This is a genomic window from Devosia sp. LjRoot16, from assembly GCF_964252795.1.
Lineage (GTDB): Bacteria > Pseudomonadota > Alphaproteobacteria > Rhizobiales > Devosiaceae > Devosia_A.
Genome location: NZ_CAXUPH020000006.1, coordinates 215,408 through 235,794, shown reverse-complemented (window position 1 = coordinate 235,794; position 20,387 = coordinate 215,408). Strand labels below are relative to the sequence as shown.

6 protein-coding genes are annotated in these 20,387 nt (G+C 63.3%); 3 read left to right on the top strand and 3 right to left on the bottom strand.

Features of this window, described 5'->3' with window-relative positions; genetic code table 11:
• The first annotated feature begins 24 nt into the window (after nucleotides 1-24).
• The 3 genes from ACSQ23_RS25170 to ACSQ23_RS25160 all read left to right on the top strand — a co-directional run bounded on the left by ACSQ23_RS25170 (nucleotide 25) and on the right by ACSQ23_RS25160 (nucleotide 15,097).
• Nucleotides 25-12,339, top strand: a complete 12,315-nt coding sequence (locus tag ACSQ23_RS25170; protein ID WP_436092274.1) for a LamG-like jellyroll fold domain-containing protein — start codon at nucleotides 25-27, stop codon at nucleotides 12,337-12,339.
• A gap of 140 nt (nucleotides 12,340-12,479) precedes the next feature.
• The gene (locus ACSQ23_RS25165) at nucleotides 12,480-14,051 is read left to right on the top strand and encodes a hypothetical protein (protein ID WP_436092273.1); all 1,572 of its coding nucleotides are present in this window, start codon (nucleotides 12,480-12,482) and stop codon (nucleotides 14,049-14,051) included.
• A gap of 122 nt (nucleotides 14,052-14,173) precedes the next feature.
• Nucleotides 14,174-15,097, top strand: a complete 924-nt coding sequence (locus ACSQ23_RS25160; RefSeq protein ID WP_056001564.1) for a hypothetical protein — start codon at nucleotides 14,174-14,176, stop codon at nucleotides 15,095-15,097.
• A 554-nt stretch (nucleotides 15,098-15,651) separates the two neighbouring features.
• Here ACSQ23_RS25160 and ACSQ23_RS25155 read toward each other — a convergent pair.
• The 3 genes from ACSQ23_RS25155 to ACSQ23_RS25145 form a co-directional block, all read right to left on the bottom strand.
• Nucleotides 15,652-16,944 carry a trypsin-like peptidase domain-containing protein gene (locus ACSQ23_RS25155; protein ID WP_056001561.1) on the bottom strand — a complete coding sequence of 431 codons (1,293 nt, stop codon included), beginning with the start codon at nucleotides 16,942-16,944 and terminating at the stop codon, nucleotides 15,652-15,654.
• A 130-nt stretch (nucleotides 16,945-17,074) separates the two neighbouring features.
• Entirely contained in the window at nucleotides 17,075-18,244 is a 1,170-nt protein-coding gene (locus tag ACSQ23_RS25150; RefSeq protein WP_056001557.1) for a hypothetical protein, read from the bottom strand.
• 94 nt (nucleotides 18,245-18,338) lie between these two features.
• Nucleotides 18,339-20,228: a hypothetical protein gene (locus tag ACSQ23_RS25145; RefSeq protein ID WP_056001554.1), complete on the bottom strand. Its 1,890-nt coding sequence runs from the start codon at nucleotides 20,226-20,228 to the stop codon at nucleotides 18,339-18,341.
• Between the last annotated feature and the right edge of the window lie 159 nt (nucleotides 20,229-20,387).

Here is a 20,387-nt window from a genome sequence, read left to right as displayed (position 1 = left end):
GGCCTGGCTTTGCGGGAGTGGAAAATGGCGACGCTTGTCATCAATGCAGGACAAACCCTGGACGACCTGGCCTTTGTGGGCAATCCGACCGATATCGCGGCGCCGCTGCAGATGCTCGGTGGCGGCCAGGCCAATGTGAGCTTCGTGTTCTACATCGATGAGGAAGGTCCCATCGATACGACCACCGGCATTCTTCGTCTCGATGACAGCTTCACGCTGCCCACGCCGCCGATCGGCTTCATGCCGCCGACCGGGACGTATAGCGAAAACCACCAGTACGAGATGACCGGGCCCGGCAACTTCACCATCCTCGACCCGGTCAGCGGCGAGGCGATCGGCACGGTCACCGGCGCGCCCTATACCTTCACCCTGTTCGTCACCACCACCTATGACGCCGGCACCGGCCAGACCACCTGGGACTATGGAACGGTCGTCCCCGGCAACCCGTGGTTCGGCTTCTGGACCGAGGACGACACGGTAACCCTCGACGCCGGAGACGACCGCTTCGTCGACAATACCGGCCAGCTGACGCTCGATGCCGGCGACGGCAATGACGACATCTTCGCCTATGGCGACGACCCGGTGACGGCAGAGGACGCCGACCAGGTGAACGGCGGCGAAGGTGACGACAACATCCAGTACCAGTTCGGCGGCCACACCATCGACGGCGGCGCCGGCAATGACAGCATCGGCAACAGCGGTGGAACGCATCAGGGCAGCCTCGTCACCACGCTGATCGGCGGCGAGGGCAATGACCTCGTCTATGGCTCGGCGACGGCGGATCGCTTCGTCGAGGACGATGGCCATGGCGATGATACCTATGTCGGCGGCACCGGCAGCGACACCATCGACTATTCGGCCATAGGCGGCGGCGGGGTCAGCGTCGATCTGGGCATCGGCTTCGCCGTGCAGGATACCGGCGCGGCGGGCAACGACATCATCGTCGAAGTCGACAATGTGGTCGGCACGGCTGCGGCCGATACGCTCCGCGGCCATAGCGGCGCCAATCGGCTGGAGGGCGGTGGCGGCGACGATACCGTTCATGCCTCGGCCGGTACGGATTTCCTTGATGGCGGGGAGGGCACCGATACCGCGGTCTTCACCGGCTCGCCCGGCGACTATGCGGTCAGCACCAATACCGAGAACCAGCTGGTGATCACCAGCGGCGCCGGTACCACGACGCTCACCGGCTTCGAGTGGGTGCAGGTGGGCAGCACCACCTACGATTTCGCCGTGCTGCTGGCCGGCGCCCCGGTGATCACCTCCGGCGGAGGCGGCGACACCGCCACGGCCGAGGTCAACGAGAACAGTCTCGCGGTGATGACCGTCGAGGCGGTCGACCCCAACAGCTCCGACACGCTGAGCTTTTCGATCATCGGCGGCGACGATGGCGGCTTCTTCGAGATCGACGAGATGACCGGCGCGCTGCGCTTCAAATCCTTCGAATACTATCCGGCGCCGAACTTCGAAGACCCGCGCGACACTGACCACGACAACGTCTACCACGTGACGGTGCAGGTCTCGGACGGCAACGGCCATTTCGACACGCAGGATATCGCGGTCAGCGTCAACGACCTCCAGCACGTCACCATCATCGGCACCTCGCTGAACGATGTGATCGATGCCACCCACACGGTCGCCGGCGAGCCCTTCCCCGGCAACGAGGATGATTTCATCGCCGGGCTCGAGGGCGATGACGTGATCGCCAGCCTTGAAGGCAACGACACCCTGGTCGGGGGCGATGGCGTCGACAGCCTCGATGGCGGCGACGGCGATGACCGGCTCGATTTCTCGGGCGAGGGCGGCGCCGGTGGGGTCGTGGTCAACCTCTCCGGCAACAGCTTCGACATCGGCAATGGTGACCCGGTCACCATTGCCGCGCACAGCGCCCAGGACACGTTCGGCAATATCGACACGATCACCAATATCGAGGGCGCCCGCGGTACCGAGCAGAACGACGTGTTCATCGGCACCGACAAGATCAGCGATTTCGTTGGCCTGGGCGGTGACGACATCCTGATCGGCGGGTCGCGCGACGATTTCTTCAACCCCGGCGCCGGCAATGACTTTGCCGATGGCTCGGGTCCCAACGATGCCGACGTCATCCACTATTACGAGGAGAACTCGGCCACCCCGCAGCAGCACGGCATCACGGTCGTCCAGGACGGCGACAATAGCGGCACCATCATCGACCCATGGGGCGATACCGATACCTTCCTCAATATCGAGAGCATCCGCGGCACCGATTTTGCCGACAGCTTCACCGGGGCCGGTGGCCGCGACCGCTACATCGGCGCCGGCGGCGCCGATAGTTTCGATGGCGGCGGCAACTTCGACGAGCTCGACTACTTCTGGGAGAACAATGTCCAGACCCACTCGCACGGCATCATCGCCAACCTGAGCGGCGAGGCGCTCGGCCCGATCGAGATCGAGAACCTGTCGGTTGCCGGCATCGGCGCGGGCGAGATCATCGACACCTATGGCCAGACCGACACCGTCGCCAGCATCGAGGGCATTACCGGCACCATCCGGCAGGACTACATCGCCGGCAGCGAGGCCGACAACGTCTTCCAGGGCGAGGAAGGCGACGACGTGCTGATCGGCAATGGCGGCAATGACGAGCTGATCGGCGATGCCGGCGCCGACATCCTGGATGGCGGCGAAGGCAACGACCAGGTGAACTATCGTGCCGAAACCGCGCATTTCAAACACCTGCCCGGCGCGCACGGCGTCATCGTCAACCTCTCGAGCGAGACGCTGGAGGGTGTCAGCGTCGCCGGCATTGCGACGACCGACGTCGCGGCGGGCACCGCCATCGATACGCATGGCGAACTCGACCAGCTGAGCAGCATCGAGCGGATCAACGGCTCCGAGCATGACGATCTGATCGTCGGTGGGAACCAGCGCGACGAGCTGCATGGCCGCGAGGGGAACGACGAGCTGCGCGGTGGTCGCGGCGAGGATGAATTGCAGGGCGGCGCCGGTGATGACCTGCTGGTGGGCGGCGGTGCTGACGATTTCGACGCCGATTTCTTCGTCGGCGGTCGCGGCGACGATACCATCGTCGGTGGCGAAAACGCCAATGAACACAATCGAGTGCAGTATAACGGCGAAACCGAATGGGGCGACAATGACCCTGGTATGCACGGCGTCATCGTCAACCTGTCGAACGCGGCGCTCGAAGGGGTGAGCGTTGCCGGCATCGCCACCACCGACGTGGCCGCCGGCACGGCCATCGACAGCTATGGCGATACCGACACGCTGATCAACATCCAGAATGTGGACGGCACCGAGTACGACGACATCCTCGTGGGGGACGACACCCGCAACGACCTCAACGGGCGGGCCGGCAATGACCAGCTGTTCGGCGGCCTCGACGAGGACGAGTTGAAGGGTGGCGCCGGCGATGACCTGCTGGTGGGCGGCGGCGCGGATGATTTCAGCGCCGACTTTTTTGTCGGCGGACGCGGCAACGACACCCTGATCGGCGGTGAAAATGCCAATGAATACAACCGGGTGCAGTATATCGGCGAAACCGAGTGGGACGACCAGGACCCGGGCAGCCACGGCGTCATCGTCAACCTCTCCGGGCAGGCGCTCGAAGATGTGAGCGTTGCCGGCATCGCCACCACCGACGTTGCGGCCGGCACCGCAATCGACAGCTATGGCGATCTCGACACCTTGGTGAACATCCAGAATGCCGACGGCACCCAGTATGACGACATCATCGTCGGCGGCGACGAGGACAATGATTTCGACGGCCGCGGCGGCAATGACATCATCATCGGCGGCAACGGCAACAACCACATGGTGGGTGGCGACGGCAACGACACCATCACCGGCGGCAACCGCGACGATTTCGTCGATGGCGGGCGGGGTGATGACGTCGCGCGTGGCGGCGGCAACGGCGAAAACGAATACGACAATATCGAGTATCGCGAAGCCGCCGATGGCGTCCACGTCATCAAGACCTCGCGCACCGAGGGGACGGTCGACGGAGCCTGGGCCGGACACGACGTGTTCGACGGTTTCGAGATCGTCGTCGGCTCCAACCATGCCGACCTGTTCGATGGCAGCGCCGAGAACGATGATTTCACCGGCAATGCCGGCGATGACGTCTTCAACGGCGGCGCGGGCAGCGACCGCGTCGTCTACGAAAAGGAGCAATACGCCGTTGGTGGCGAGGACACGCATGGCGTGATCGTCAACCTGTCGGACAGCGAGATCTCAGCCGATGTGGGGCAGGGGAGCATTGTGGTTGCCGCCGGCACGGCCATCGATGGCTTTGGCGACACCGACACGCTCGACAGCATCGAGCAGATCGACGGCACTGAGTTCGACGACCACATCGTGGGCACGCAGAACGGCGAGTTCAACGAGCTGCAGGGCCGCGACGGCAACGACGTGCTGATCGGCGGCACCGGCCGCAACAACCTCAGCGGCGGCGACGGCGACGACACGCTGGTCGGCGGCGACGAAGACGACAACCTCGATGCCGGTCGCGGCAACGACGTGGTGTCGGCCGGCGGCGGCAATTTCGACTACATCAACGGCAGCTCGGGCACTGACAGCATCGATGGCGGTGACGGCTACGACCTGATCGGTTTCAAGGGCTTCAACGGCGACGACCACGTGCATGTGGTGCTCGACGCCTCGGCGCCCGGCAATGGCAGCATCACCGGTGAGTTCGACGGCGAGGCGGTGGCGACCAGCTTCACCGCCGCCGAGCAGGTGACCGGCACCGCCGGCAATGACAGCTTCCTGGTCGAGGCCGGATTCGAGGCGACCGAGCATAGCCGCCACACCTTCTGGGATGGCCGCGGCAGCAATGGCCGGGCCTTCGATTTCGTCGGCGGCAACGGCAACGACACGTTCACCGACAATTCCGGCGCCGACGGCGGCGCCGCGCTTGTCGACTACGACGAAGAGAAGTTCTCGGCGGCAGATTACCACGACTGGCAATGGGGCACGCACGCCGGCGAGCACGGGGTGATCGTCAACCTCTCGGCCACGGCTCAGACGGTGACCGATTTTGATTTCAACGATGGCGAGGCGCCGGCGGAGGTCACCGTCGCGGCCGGCCAGGCGCTCGATACTTTCGGCAGCACCGACACGTTGAACGGCATTCAGGCGGTGGTTCTCACCGACGCTGCCGACCACTTCTTCGGTTCCAACACCGGCAACTATGTCGAAGGGCGGAAGGGCGACGACACCATTGTCGGCGGCGCCGGCAACGACAACTTCAACGGCGACGAGGGCAATGACAGCATTTCGGGTGGCGCCGGCGACGACAACCTGAGCGGCTGGATCGGCGACGACAGCATCTGGGGTGGGGCCGGCGGCGACTACATCAATACCGGCTTCGGCAACGACAGCGCCGATGGCGGCTCCGGTGGCAGTGGCAGCACCTGGGACACCCTGGGCTTCAGCTGGGGGCAGCCGGTTGAGCCGGGTGACGGGATCGAGGTTGTCTTCAACGGCGCCGATGGCGCCGGCAGCGCCACGGGATCCTTCGCCGACGGCACCGACGACGAAGGCAACCCGCGCCACGGCAGCGTGAACCTGACCTTCACCGGCTTCGAGCATGTCGAAGGCACCAGCGGCGATGACAGTTTCACCAGCGAGGCCGGCTTTATCGCAAGCGCCGACTCGCCGCACCCCTGGCCCGGCGATCGTGGCACCGGGCTGGTCGATGTCAGCGGCGGCGCCGGCAAAGACAGCTTCGTCGATCTTGCCGATCCGACGGGCGCGGCAGGCGGCAGCATCCTCGTCAGCTATGACGGCGACAAGTGGGGCATTGCCGATTTCGACGGTCATCTCTGGGGCAGCGAGGCTGGCGAGCACGGCGTGGCCGTCAACCTGTCGGGCAGCCTCCAGACCGCCACCGGCTTCGACCTCAACGATGGCGGCTCCCCGGTGACGCTCGACGTCGCGGCGCACCAGAGTTTCGGCATCTTCGGCGATACCGACAATTTTGCCGGCATCCAGGCGGTATGGCTGACCGACGCCGACGACTGGTTCTGGGGCGATGACACGCTCGACAGCTTCGTGGGCGGCGCCGGCGGCGACGACCACCTGTTCGGCGGGGCCGGCGACGACCTGTTCTTCGGCGGCACCGGGGCCGATATCATTGTCGGCGGCGCGGGCCACGACACTGTCCGCTACGACTGGCATGGCGACGCCCCGATGGGCATCCTCGTCAACCTCACCGCCAGTCCTTTCACCTTCCCCGGCATGTACAACGTCGCCTCGGGCCAGATCCGTGATCTCGATGGCAGCATGGACGCGGTGTCGGAGATCGAGGAGATCATCGGCAGCAACTTCAACGACTTCATGGTGGTCGGCGACCAGGGCATGGTGCTGCACGGCGGGGGCGGCAACGACACGCTTTCCGCCGGCTCGGGCGTCGACCGCATCTATGGCGGCGATGGCGACGACTGGATCGGGGCCGGCAATCACCTGCTCGGCGACGGCGACAACTATCTCGACGGCGGCGAGGGCAGCGACACCATCGGTGGCGCCGGCGGCGCCGACGAGATGTATGGCGGCGGCGGGCAGGACCAGATGGTCGGCCGGCAGGGCGACGACGTGATGTATGGCGGCACGCACCAGGACAACCTCTATGGCAGCGTCGGCAATGACGAGCTCCACGGCGACGATGGCGACGACCTGCTGGTCGGCGGCTCGGGCGACGATTTGATCGACGGCGGCACCGGCGATGCCTTTGGTGGCGTCGATGGCATCGACGACGACCTGGTCGACTATTCGCTCGAGGCCTCCAACGAGGATGCGGGCGGGCCGCTCGCCACCGGCGAAGGCGTCATCGTCAACATGTCGGATGACGCGGTGACGGTCGGCAGCCACACGGTGGCGGCCGGGCATGCCCGGGACGTGTTCGGCGGCAATGACACGCTCAGCGAAATCGAGAACGTGCGCGGCACCACACACGCCGACACGCTGATCGGCGACGGCGAGGGCAACGACCTCTTGGGGCTCGGGGGCGATGACACGCTGATCGGGGGCGACGGCGCCGACCTGCTCGACGGTAGCAGCGGCAGCGACGCCCTGACCGGCGGCGGCGGCGCGGACACCGTTATCGGTGGCGGCGGTGACGGCGAAGATACCGCCTACTATTCCGGCGACCGCGCCGACTACGAGGTCGTCGCCCATCCGGGTGGCAGCTTCACCATCACCGACCTGAGGGCCGGGCCGAACGATGGCGTCGACCAGGTTTCGGGAGTGGAGAACTTCGCGTTTGCCGATGGAACGTTCAGCGCCGCACAGCTGCTGAACGCGCCGGTGACGGCGCCCACGGACGCCGACGGCGCCGACAACCAGATCGACGAGAACGTGGGCGTCGGCAGCACGGTGGGCATCACCGCGGCGGCCAGCGACCCGAATTCCGGCGACACCATCACCTATTCGCTCAGCAGCAACCCGGGCGGGATGTTCGCCATCGACGCCGAGACCGGCGTCGTCACCACCGCGGCCAATATCGACTTTGAAACCACTGGCGGCAGCGTCGAGATCGAGGTCACTGCGACCTCGAGCGACGGCTCGTCCGAGGCCACCACCTTCGAGGTGGCGATCGGTGACGTCGACGAAGCGCCAGAAGCGAGCGATGCGACGGTGACCGTCGCCGAGGACGGCACCTATACGTTCGATGCCGACGATTTCCCCTTCATCGACCCCGACCAGGGCGGCGGTGGGCTGGTCTCGGTCACCATCTACTCGCCGACCGGCGCCGGCACGCTGAGCTTTGACGGCACGGCGCTCGACGCCGGGGCAATCGGCACGGGCTTTACGGTCAGCGCCGCCGACCTCGCCGCCGGAAAACTCACCTACACCCCGGCCGCCGATGCCAATGGCGACGATTACGCCTCGTTCTCCTATGCCGTCTCGAGTGCCAGCCAGTTCGGCCTCGCCGCCGCCTGGAGTTTTGAGGGCTCGGGCGAGGATATCTCGGCGGGCAGCAATGACGTGGCTTTGTTCGGCGGCGCCACCTATGGCGCCGGCCTGCGCGGCCAGGGTCTCGAGCTCGATGGCAATGTCGGCAGCTATGCCCAGGAAATCGGCAGCAGTTCCGACTTCGACCTGGGCGAGGGCGAATTCTCGGTAGTGGCCTGGTTCCGCCTCGACGGCGCGACCGGCCGCGAGCAGACGCTGATCGAGGATTTCTTCTCGGGCGGCGGGCCGGGCTGGACCTGGACCATGCCCGGAGCCTCAGACCTGCGGCTCCACGCCAGCGGCGCCGTTGTTGCTGACCTGCCAGCCTCGAACCTTCAGGATGGCAACTGGCACCAGGCCGTGGTGACCCGCTCGGGCGACACCTTCAGCCTCTATCTCGACGGCGTGCTGGGCACGACCTACACCGCGAGCGGGGCCATCACCTCCAGTGGCGGCCCGCTGCTGATCGGCGCCCGTAACGCCGCCGACGGCCGCAATTTCACCGTCGATGGCGCGATCGACGACGTCGCGGTGTGGCGCCGCGCCCTGAGCGCCGGCGAGATCGCGGCGCAATGGAACGATGGCGATGGTCTCGACATTGCCAGCGCCGGCACGCCGATCCTTTCCGCCCCGGCGACGATGACCATCGACGTGACGCCGGTGAATGACGCGCCGGTGCTGAGCTCGAATGGCTGCGGCGAAACCGCCGCCATCAGCCGGGCCGAGAACGGCCTCGCCGTGACCACGGTGGTCGCTGCCGATATAGACGGCCCCGGCGTCACCTACAGCATCATCGGCGGGGCCGATGCGGCGCGGTTCGTGATCAACCCAACCATCGGCGTCCTGAGCTTCGTTGCGGCCCCCGATTTCGAGGCCCCCACCGATGCCGACGGTAACAATGTCTACGAGGTGGTGGTCGCCGCGAGCGACGGTTCGCTCAGCGACACGCAGAGCATCGCGGTCACCGTCACCGACCTCAATGGCGTCACCATCAACGGCACCGGCAGCGCCGATACGATCGATGCCACCCACACCCCGGCGGGCCAGCCGCTGCCGACCGACGAAGCCGACACCATCTTCGGCAATGGCGGCAATGACGTGATCAGCGGGCTGGGCGGCGACGACACGATCGATGGCGGCATCGGCAGCGACACCATGCGCGGCGGCGCCGGCAACGACACCTATATCGTCGGCGCCAGCACCGACCAGGTGATCGAGATCGCCGGGGAGGGCACCGACCTGGTGCGCTCGTCGGTGACCTACACGCTGGCTGCCGAGGTCGAGAACCTGACGCTCACCGGCGCAACCAGCATCAACGGCACTGGCAATGGGCTCGCCAACGTGATCACCGGCAACACCGCCAACAATACGCTCAATGGCGGGCTGGGCGCCGACCAGCTGATCGGTGGGCTCGGCAACGACATCTACGTGGTCGACAATGTCGGCGACACCGTCGTCGAACTGGTGGGCGAGGGCACCGACCTGGTCCAATCCTCGGTCTCCTATGGCATCGACGAAGAGGTCGAGAACCTGACGCTCACCGGCACCGCCAATATCGACGGCACCGGCAACGCGCTCGCCAACCTCATCACCGGCAATGCCGGCAACAACACGCTGAATGGTGGCGGCGGTCTCGATACGCTGGTCGGCGGCGCCGGCAACGACCACTACGTCATCGACGAAGCGGCCGACATTGTCACCGAAGCCGCCAATGCCGGCACCGACACGGTGCAGTTCGAGGGCTCGGGCGATTACACGTTGGGCGGCAATGTCGAAAACCTGATCCTGGGCGCCGATGCCGCCAACGGCACCGGCAACGCGCTCGCCAACGCCATCACCGGCAATGCCGAGGCCAACGTGCTCAACGGCGCGGCCGGCGCCGACATCCTCACCGGCGGGGCCGGCGATGATACCTATATCGTCGACAATGCCGGCGATCAGGCGATCGAGCAGGCTGGCGGCGGCACCGACCAGGTGAACGCCTCGGTCAGCTTCACGCTGGGGGCCGAGGTCGAGAACCTGACGCTGACCGGCACGGCCGCCAGCAACGGCACCGGCAACGCCCTCGCCAACGTCATCACCGGCAACGTCGCCGCCAATACGCTGAACGGTGGCGCCGGTGCGGATCTGCTGGTCGGTGGAGCCGGCAACGACATCTACATCATCGACGAAGCCGGGGACGTGATCGACGAAAGCGTCAATGGCGGGGCCGGCACGGATACGGTGCAATCTGCCATCTCGTTCGACCTCGGCAGCGCCTCGGTGCTCGGCGATGTCGAGCGGCTGACCCTCACCGGCACAGCCAATATCGATGGCACCGGCAACGAGCTCAACAACGTGCTCACCGGCAATGGCGGCGACAACGTCCTCGATGGCGGTACGGGCGCGGATACCCTCGCCGGGGGCCTCGGCAACGACACCTACCTCACCGATGGTGGCGAGACGATCACTGAGGCGGCCTCGGCCGGCATCGACACGGTGCGTGCCTCGGTCGATTACACCTTGGGCGCCAACCTCGAGAACCTGGTGCTGGTTGGCGCTGCGCTCGCCGGTACCGGCAACGGCCTCGACAACACCATCACCGGCAATGCCAACGCCAACGTGCTGAGCGGCGGCGCCGGCATCGACACCATGCTCGGCGGGGCGGGCGACGATATCTACATCGCAGACAATGCGGGCGACGCGGTGACCGAACTGGCCGGCGAAGGCGTCGACGAGGTGCGGAGCTCGGTGAGCTACAGCCTCGGCAATGAGGTCGAGAACCTGACCTTGACCGGCACCTCGGCGATCAACGGCACCGGCAACAGCCTCGCCAACCTGATCACCGGCAACGGCGCCAGCAACACCCTCAGCGGGGGGGCCGGCAACGACACCCTCAATGGCGGGACCGGCGCCGACAGCATGGCCGGCGGCGAAGGCGATGACAGCTTCATCGTCGACAACCTGGGCGATGTGGTCAGCGAGCTCGCCGGCGAGGGCACCGACCTGGTGCTCTCCTCGGTCTCCCATACGCTGGGGGCCGAGGTCGAGAACCTGACCCTGACCGGCACCGGCGCCATCAACGGCACCGGCAACAGCCTCGCCAATCTGATCGTCGGCGGCATCGGCGCCAATGTCCTCAACGGGCTCGAAGGGGCCGACCTGATGAGCGGCGGCGCCGGCGGCGACACCTATGTCGTCGACAATGCCGGCGATGTCGTCGACGAGTTGAGCCATGACGGGGCCGGCATCGACACGGTGCAGTCCTCGATCAGCTTCAGCCTCGCCGACTCGGCTCACGTGCTGGGCGAGGTGGAGCGGCTGACCCTTACCGGCACGGCGAACCTCACCGGCACCGGCAACGCTGCGGACAACCTGATTACCGGCAACGCCGGCAGCAATGTCCTCGATGGCGGGGCAGGGACCGACACGCTGGCGGGTGGCCTCGGCAACGACACCTACATTGCCGATATCGTCGGCGACGTGGTCACCGAAGCCGCCTCGGCGGGCACCGACACGGTGATCTTCAACGGCGCCGCCGGCACGTTCGTGCTCGGCGCCAATGTCGAAAACCTCACCCTCGGCGGCTCCGCGGCGATCGGCGGCACCGGCAACGGGCTCGCCAACGTGCTGATCGGCAACGCCGCCGGCAACACGCTCTCGGGCGGGCTCGGCAACGATACGCTGAACGGCGGTGGCGGCGCCGACACCCTGATCGGCGGCGGCGGCAACGACACCTATGTGGTCGACAATGCCGGCGACAGCGTCGACGAGGCGACCGGCGGTTCGGGGGTGGACACCGTCCAGTCCTCGGTCAGCTTCAGCCTCCTCGCCGACGGGGCGCATGTCCTGGGGGTGGTCGAAAACCTCATCCTCACCGGCACGGCGTCGGTCTCCGGCACCGGCAACGCGCTCGACAACCTGGTCAGCGGCAACTCCGGCAGCAACATCCTGTTCGGCGCGGCCGGCGACGATACGCTGAGCGGCAATAACGGAGCGGACACGCTGATCGGCGGCACCGGCCATGACGACCTGTTCGGCGGCGCCGGCGCCGATGTGTTCGACTTCAACGTCGCCGATTTCGGCGGCGCCGGCGGCGCGATGGCTGATCACTCCGACGAGATCTTCGATTTCTCCATCGCCGACGGCGACACCATCGACCTGTCGGGCCTGCTCAACGACGCCATGGCGCTGGTCGGCGGCAACGCCAACAGCCTGCTCCGGGCCTCGATGGTGGGTGACGACCTGGTCATCGAATTCAACGAAAGCGCGGTGCTCGACGGCTCGGCCGTCCAGTCCAACTGGGGCGAAGCCATCACCGTCCGCGACGTCGGTGATCCGGAGGGAGTGAACGTCGTCTTCGCCAACCAGACCTGGCACTACGACGCCGACACGAACCTCTTCGGCCTCTAGCAGTCACCGTTTCAAGCGAACGGTGACAAGGCCGGCGGGCCTGGCGCAACGACCTCCAGCGCCAGGCCCGGGGCCTCACGGGATCGGCAGGGCGCCGCGCAATCGGCACCCACAGTTCACAGACGGATCAGGAGAGGTAGATGTTCAGCATAGTTGCGCGAGTTGTTCTCAGAGTACTCTCAATAGTTGCATCGGCGTGGTTGTTGGTTGTCGCGCCGGTCGAGGCGCAGTCTCTGCGGCATGGGACAACCGTCAGACTCCTCGAGAACAACGGCGAGATGCAGAATGGGCAGCTATACGCGATTGATGTCAGTTGCTCGCCAAAGGGCGCGAAAGTACCCGCGGATCCGACTGTTTTTGAATCCACCGGGGTGTTCAGCAGGACTTACTACACCGCATCTCACCTGCTGATCATCACTCTCAAGGATGTTGCTGACACGCCCTCACTCACGCAATTGCCGACCGACGCGCTTGTCGTTGTCCATCCGTACACAAGTGCGAAGGATACTGGGTGGCGAGACAGCGACTGCAAGCGGACGGTCGTTGTGGCGGGTGGCCCAAACATCCACCTGGTCATTGCCTCGGCGTTCTCTGCGACTACTGAACCATCACCGGTCGTTGGGGTCATTACCGGCGCTTTGAAGCTCGCCTCACCCCTTCTCGCGCTCTTCGGTGCCACTCCCGAGGCCGCCGCGGTGACCACGTTCACTGCGGGCATCGAGAGCCTGAAAAAGCCCTATCAGGACTTGCTCAGTACACTGAATGAAGGAACCAAAATCCGAGCGGGTTCGGCCACTCTTGTGGCCGGGACATACGAAATTTCTGCGCCGTTCAGCACCGAGACAGTCACCGTCAGGCCGGTTGCGTCCTTGGTTCAGGATGGAAAGTACGCGTTTACCAAATACCTTGATGATCAGATCGGAAGTGCAAAATTCACTCTGAACAAGGCGTCGTTTTCTGACACATGCCTAACGATCAACAGGGAATTGTATGATCTTGGGATGCATGCGCCGCTCGATCTTGGCTATGCCAAGCTGCAGCTGGCGCTGAGGGCGAAGTTCACCAAATCCGAGATACTTCAGTGCCTGACACGTGAGCAGGCGATCGAGCTGCTTTCGAAGCTTCCGGAGAGATTCTGGGGCAATGTGGACGTCCTGACGCAAAGGTACACGCTACCGGAAGTCGACACAGTGCATCCTGTCGACGAAGCCGCGCCAGGGGCGCAGCCGCCGTTCGATAAGGTTAAGAGAAGCTTGTTTGACCTCGTTAGCAGCCTGTCGGCTGCTGGACGTACCGGAACGGTGGCCGCGCACCAGCGAGCCGTGCTCGCGACACTCTTCGCCGACAGCGTTCTGGTCAGCGACAGAACGAGCGATGAACTCGCTGGCGGCGGCGACAGGTCTCTGAGCCGTGACGCGCTTGTCGACTCGCTGGCGTCCTCGAAAATTCGACGCTTTGGGTGTTACGCAGCAACGGTGAAGCTCGCTGCGCTGGATACCGTTGGCGATGGAGCAGTCGCAGCATTCCTCGGCTTTGTGGTCGATCCGAATGCAGTGACTGCAGCAGAATCGCAGGCCGTAGTGTTCCGACCATTCTTTGGCCCGAACGGGATCGAGAAGGTAACGATAATGCGGGATTTCGCGATGATCTCGGCCATTGTTACGGATGCTGCCAACAAGTGCGGCGAACTGAGCATAACGAACCCACCGTGAAATCAACGGTGAGCGTGTCAGCGTTCGGCGTAGAGGTACTATGCACTAATTCGCTGCTGCCCGCTGCCGCAACCTGACCCCGACCGCAACCAGTAACCGTTTGCAACGAAAAGGAGACAGGAATGTTCTCGACACAGCTTCGGGCAATATTGGCGGCTTTGGCGGCCTTTGGCATTTTTGGTGCAAGTTACGCTGGCGAATGCGACTCCGTCGGCAGCATCAGCATTGGCTCACAAGCGGCGAATGTCCTCGAAGACGGAAGCGTGGTGCTTAGGGCCAAGATGAACATCAATATCGATGGCTCTGCCCGAGCCTACCATCTTAAGAACAGAGCCGGTGGTGCCCTTATCCACCTCTGCAATGCAGGCGAGGTGTTCCTCCCCGACGGTAGCCGCTACCAGGGATCTGAGAGCAATGAGACGTGCACTGGCAGGTTTATGACCGACGTTGCAGCCATCGGCGCTGCGGGGTGGAATGACCCTACCGTTGGCGCGGTGCGTTGGTTTGGCGTGCTTGGCCAGGGCAGAGTGCGGGTCGGGAGCAACACCGTGGAGGGTGTGGTACCCGTGCTGCAGGCGGACGGCTTCTTCGTATCGCCTACCGCGCTCATCGATCCCCACTTCCCACCGGAAGATCAGCGGCGTTACGTCGAACCGCTGACAATTCCGGCTGGTGTCATTCGGAGCTCTGCCTCGCTCACCGCGAGAGGCGTGGTTGTTGGTACATTTGGCGTTGCGATCGACCCCGTGAAGAACGTGGCGGTTCCCTTTATTGTCGGGGACACGGGTCCGCGGGTGGGAGAAGGCACCCCGGCACTCGCGCGGCAGGTCGCAGGCCTCGCGATCGATCCCGGCGTTGAGTACTCGCATCGCTACGACGGTGTTGTCGATACTCGAAGGGTCATTTGGGTGTTCTTTGGCGGTAACGGAATGTCGCCTCCCTTCACCCAAAGCTCCGTAGCTGATGCCGCGCGCGCCGCATTCGACGCCTGGGGCGGTGAGACCCGGCTGGCGCACTGCGCCGCACGGAGCGATATCCCGGACTAGGTAGCTGATACTTTTCGTTGGGTTGGGGCCAAAGCAGATGTTCGCACCCTGTGTCCTCTTGTCTTGGGGCCTCAATCCTTTCGGAACACCCGACCCAGCAGGTCGGTCAGCGGCTTAGTCAGAAACGCTAGCACCATGCGATCGGGGGAAGCGATGTCGAATGTCGAGGTCACCGTTCGCCTGGAGGGGACCTTGGAGATCAGGAGTCCAAGGGCCAATACACCAGCCGGATGGATTACTTTCGGGTTTCATGAGGATCTGAGCGAGGCGACGGTCCAGGCGCTAGATGGGGATGGTCGACCTAATCGGCGAACTCTACGGGCTCGGCCGCGTCGAGGCTATGGCGCTCGGGAGCGTTGTCGTGGACCTACGGGTTATGCAAGTCGTCAACGGGGACCAGGGGTGTCCACGCCTGCCTGTCGCATAGGCTGCTGGCTCGCGTGCCTCGATGCCGACGCGTGCTCGATTCGCCTGCGGAACCGGAGCTTGCTGCCATGACCGAAGAGTCCGTCCGGGCCCGCCGATATTTAGGCAGGCCGCAGGCCACCCGACATCTACTCTTTTACGCAATAGGTCAGTGCGACGAAAGGATCGCGCACGCTGACTGGCGCTCCGTTGCCGATCGTGTCCGACTTGATCAAAGTCCCGTTAGGGGGAGCAGGCGGCGTTCCAACGACCTTCGTCATCGCATAGTCTCCGTTAAAATAGTTGTTGCTGGTGTCCTGTACGACCGAAATCGAGAAGCTGTGTGGTGGCAGTTGGTCGACCGAAAGTGTCGTTGCCTCGGCGCCGCCGGTTTGTCCGAGCACGTAACTCGAAAGGTTCGCCCCCCTATCGTCGACGCCATCGGCCTCGCCGGCGCCAACAATTCGACGCGCCACCGCGGGCTCGAACCGCCCCCAGCCAGCAGGACACTGTTCCAGATCAAAAGCCATGACCGCACCGCCGGGAACAGCGTCGCGCAACAGATGCTCGAGGTCGAAAGTCGTATTCCCCAATGTGCCGATTGCACCAGTGTTCCGCTCGGTTTCCGCCTTGAGGGCGTCGTATTTCTGCTGCAGCTCCTGAAGGTCTTTGTCATTCTTCTTGCACGCACCTTCGGTCTGCAAAACCACGCCGGCCTGCGCCAGGAGCGGCGTGGCCTTTTGTATCGGCACCACAAAGCTGATGAGCTGCGCCTGATCATCGCGCATAGCCGCCGAGACGCCTACAACTGTTCCGTCAGCTCCGAACACCGGCCCACCACTATCGCCGGGATTGAGCGCCAGCGAGGTTTGCCACCAACCGTTAGGCGCCGGCTGATTGTTGGGGTCCGGTGTCAGAGGGCCGATATAGGTGTTTAATGCCGAGATCTGGCTGGTCTCCGGGACGTCCAGGTCGCCGGATGGGAACCCGGCAGCGGTGAGTTCGTCCCCAACGGTGAAGCCTGTACTGCTCCCGATTGGCAATACCGTGTACCGCTCGTCCTGCCTGATCTTCAGAAGTGCCAGGTCGTTCGTTTCGTCAGAGTACTCCAAGCTCGCCGACAGAGCCGAAGCCTCGTATGATCCAAGGCGCACCCGATATTTTCTTTGAGCGATGTCTGCCTCTGCAACCGCGTCCACCTTGGGTGGCCTGAGGACATGCAGTGAGGTGATGATGTAACCCTCCTTGCTGACGACAAAACCACTGCCGAAGGTAAATCCGCTGGTCCCGTCCTTAGCGGTATACTCGAAGAGCACCATGGCAACGCCGGGGCCATACTGCTTGTAGATGCAGGCTTCGGTTTCGCCCCCTAGTGCCGGCGCCGCGGCTGCAATCAGAAACGAGAGTGAACACGCCGCTACTTGCAACTTGTGTTTTGTCATCCTGGATCCCCAACGTCATTCATAGCTGAGAGGCGCCTTTGACTGACGAAATAGCCGTCGCGCCGGGAGGTGAAGCACGCATGCTCCGGGGGAAACGAGTGCTGAGCAAGCAGTAGGATTGCTGAGAACATCACAAAGCTCGCACAATATCGCCCACGCGGTGCTTGAGAAGTTCGCCATAACCCGCGTAACCACCTATCGACCGGCCCATCCGAATGAGTGATCCGATCCCCTTGCCATTTAGGATGGAGTCGTCGTCGGCCAGCCTGTTGTAGTGGGTAGGTTTCGAGTGCTCTCTGATTGCTTGCCCTAAGACGGCTTTCCCGGCGTCGCCAAACAGCGTGTCCCAATCCGCGTTCGTGCTGGTCGTGCAGACCTCATCGGGATCAAGCCCGCGCCAACGGGTGCGAAAAGACCGCACGAGCGCGTCATCCCCTTCGTAACCTTGGACAAACCGCACCAGGCCTCGGTAGTTTGACCTCCACGTTGTCTGGATCAGGCCTCGGCCACGGAACTTGAAGAAATCGGTTTCCAGAATGATCCCGCAGTCGTCGGGACGTCCGTTGGTGGGATAGTCCTCCTTCGGATAGTCGGTTCCCAACCAGACATCGTTCGAGGTTCTCGCCAGGTTGCTCGACAACGCGAGGTCGCCATGAGCTTTGAGGAAGACGTCGTCGTTGAACAGCTTCCCTGCAGGTAGGTTCTGCAGGTTCTTATGCTTGTTGTAGGAGGCCTTGTTGAACTTCCGTTTGACACCATCGGCAGGTATGGCGTCGAACAGGTAGGAAATTCCCGGATGATCTGGAGGAGAGCCAAAAAGCTCACTCCGGCTCTGGAGTTGCCCCCCCACCTCGTTCGTAAAGACCGCCATGTAGGCCATGAATCTCATGGCCGTGACCTGGTCACGGGCACCGGCGTCGGCGACGAACCGGTCCCAGAAGGCGTCAAAGTCAGCCCGCGTTCCCGAGATACGCTTGCCCTTCCACGCGCCCTTGTTGGCAACGGTATCGTTAAACCAGTTGATGAAACCGGCACTTCCAAACAGACCATCGCAGTCAGCCGCGCCGGACATGACCGTTGAGAACTTTGCAGCCGAACCAACCGGCAGGTCTGGAGCCGCCGCGACTTGCACTATTGTCGTTCCCGGCTGCGGCTCCCAGATCTGAGAAAAATCCGCGTATCCAGTTTCTTCTGGCGAGAGCAGGTCGGCAAAGCTTGCCAGGTCTTGGGCGACTGAACGGTGTACAAACCCAGAGAGCCCCAGCGCCATCAGCCCAAGGGACACTTCGCGTCTCTTCATCGCATCCTCCGGTGCGTTTCTGACTAGTTGTCTCGCTTAAGGCGGCGAACGAAGTCAGACATGATCGTGAAAGATACAGCTATCACGAGTTCGGTCAGTTGATTTCTGCTAGTACAGGCACGTAGTATCCCGTCAGGTCAAGGGTCACTGCCTCAACTGGGATGTCGATCTCCACGCCTTGTCTTGGTAACAGCGTAAATGGCGCCGCCCCGAGTGAAGTTGATATGCCATTCGCGGTGTTGTACTTTAGCGAGCTAACGTAGGTCACCTCGGGCTCTTGCTCTCTTACGATGAGCTTTCTGGCGCCGGGCGGAATTGCAATGCGCTCCGCCCGAACCAGGTCAGACGAGGACGCCCCCACAAGAACGCGACCGTGATATTTAGACGAGCCATCCTGCATGACGAAATAGACAAAGGGGCACGACCCCTCCTCAAAGGTCCAGGTCGTGTAAAGACTGATATCGGGCGCGGACGCGGTCGTAACTTGCTTCCCATCGACGTTGATGTAGACCAGTTCCACCGCCTCTCCGTAGGAGTAGCTAGGTGTCGGGGTCAAAGGCGACGAAAGGGGAATGTCTCCCAATTTTTTCGGGCTCAGGGTCTTGCAGGTTTCGCCAGTACAGACTCGATATTCCAGCTCCGTACTGCGGTACTTCCGCGAGAGCGCCAACGCCGCCTCATGGGGAATTGGGCCTCCGCCCTGGACGCTGTTCAGCTCTTCCCTCTGATACTGGAATTCGATTCCAAGGGGCACAACGTAGGTGCTTCCCTCGTTGGCATTCAGGATCATTTGCCCGGTGCGAACCGGGCGTCCGGCGTCGAAGCTTGTTTCAGCGCGCAGCGAGGTTTGGCTGTCCAGTTTCACGAAGGCCCCATCGAGGACGACCGGGTCGTCGACTGCGGAGATCACCGCTACGATCGTCTTCAGTTCACGGGGCACAGCGTACATATTCAACCCGCCCACGTATCCGGCACACCCGCCCTCCATATCCCCGGACACCGTGGAACCCACCGCGAGCAAGAAGTCGGAGGGGAAGTAACCCGAGGTGACGTGGTCAATTAGGTCGTAGGATGGACTTGGCGCGTCCTGTTCCAGGAGCGCTTTGGCATCCGCCCCAACAGAGCCTGAATCCAACCCCATGACGTCGTTGAGCCCCCTGCCTTGCAGGATCAGGTCCTGCGCGAGACGATCGATGCGCAGCCAATATCCGCTGAACTCTTCGTCACTGATGTACCGTGCGAAGGAGAGACAGCTCGATATGACATCGACTGGATCCTCTGTTCGTTGCAGCAAGCTTTGATCGAGCTCGCGCACCGCTTGCCTGGTCGTGGCGTCCCGTGAGTGCGTCAGGTGGTACGAGTAATTTGACGGCCATCCGCTCGTGCCAAGAAAGGCATCAGCTGCCGCCTGATCCGGCCACACGAGTTGTCGCTCAAATGTCGGCAGTCGCATCTTGTCCACAACAGGCTGCGGAAGCGACTGAATTGATGTATAGCCCAATGAAGTGATCTCGGTTCGGCCATCAGCCAGCGAGACATCGGCTCCCAGGTACTCCTCGCCGGTCGAGCGTGACGCGTAATTTTCATATAGATCTTCGAGTCGTTTGAAGACCTCGTTCTTTGCGACCCTCGGCTGTTTGCCGATAAGCAGGCTGAGTGTCTCGTCAGCGTAACCGACTAACAGCAAGCTACTCTGAACTGCGTTCAGCGCGAGGTATTTGACAGAAACCTTGGGTCGGTCGGGCGCTGGGCAGACGACATCAATGATCGTCTCGTCCCGATAGCCATCGACAGGCTGCGCCAGCACACTTTGCAGGAGGTGACATTTGCCACCATTAATTGGGATCGCTTCGACCAACCGATCTTGGGCGTAGGCCGAAATATCCAGCAAGATCAATGTTGTCGTCAGAAGTGCAGCAGCGGCGCCAGTATCTATGCGCCCAACGAGGCGGATAGCTTTGTGTGAAGACAGGCTCGGCGTCATTGTGATCTCCGAAGGGGTTCCTGTGGTGCTCCTCAAGATGGATACGAGCGCGCTGACGTACAGTAGGTTGTGAGTGAATATAGAGTATGAATGTCAATGCTCATCAATGTCGAATCTCCATTCTGCACTTGATATTGAACATCAACGGAGGTCGTTATA

Coding starts and splice junctions, on each gene's coding strand:
- ACSQ23_RS25165 (WP_436092273.1), top strand. CDS start 12,480: ATGTTCAGCATAGTTGCGCGAGTTGTTCTCAGAGTACTCTCAATAGTT.
- ACSQ23_RS25160 (WP_056001564.1), top strand. CDS start 14,174: ATGTTCTCGACACAGCTTCGGGCAATATTGGCGGCTTTGGCGGCCTTT.
- ACSQ23_RS25145 (WP_056001554.1), bottom strand. CDS start 20,228: ATGACGCCGAGCCTGTCTTCACACAAAGCTATCCGCCTCGTTGGGCGC.
- ACSQ23_RS25170 (WP_436092274.1), top strand. CDS start 25: ATGGCGACGCTTGTCATCAATGCAGGACAAACCCTGGACGACCTGGCC.
- ACSQ23_RS25150 (WP_056001557.1), bottom strand. CDS start 18,244: ATGAAGAGACGCGAAGTGTCCCTTGGGCTGATGGCGCTGGGGCTCTCT.
- ACSQ23_RS25155 (WP_056001561.1), bottom strand. CDS start 16,944: ATGACAAAACACAAGTTGCAAGTAGCGGCGTGTTCACTCTCGTTTCTG.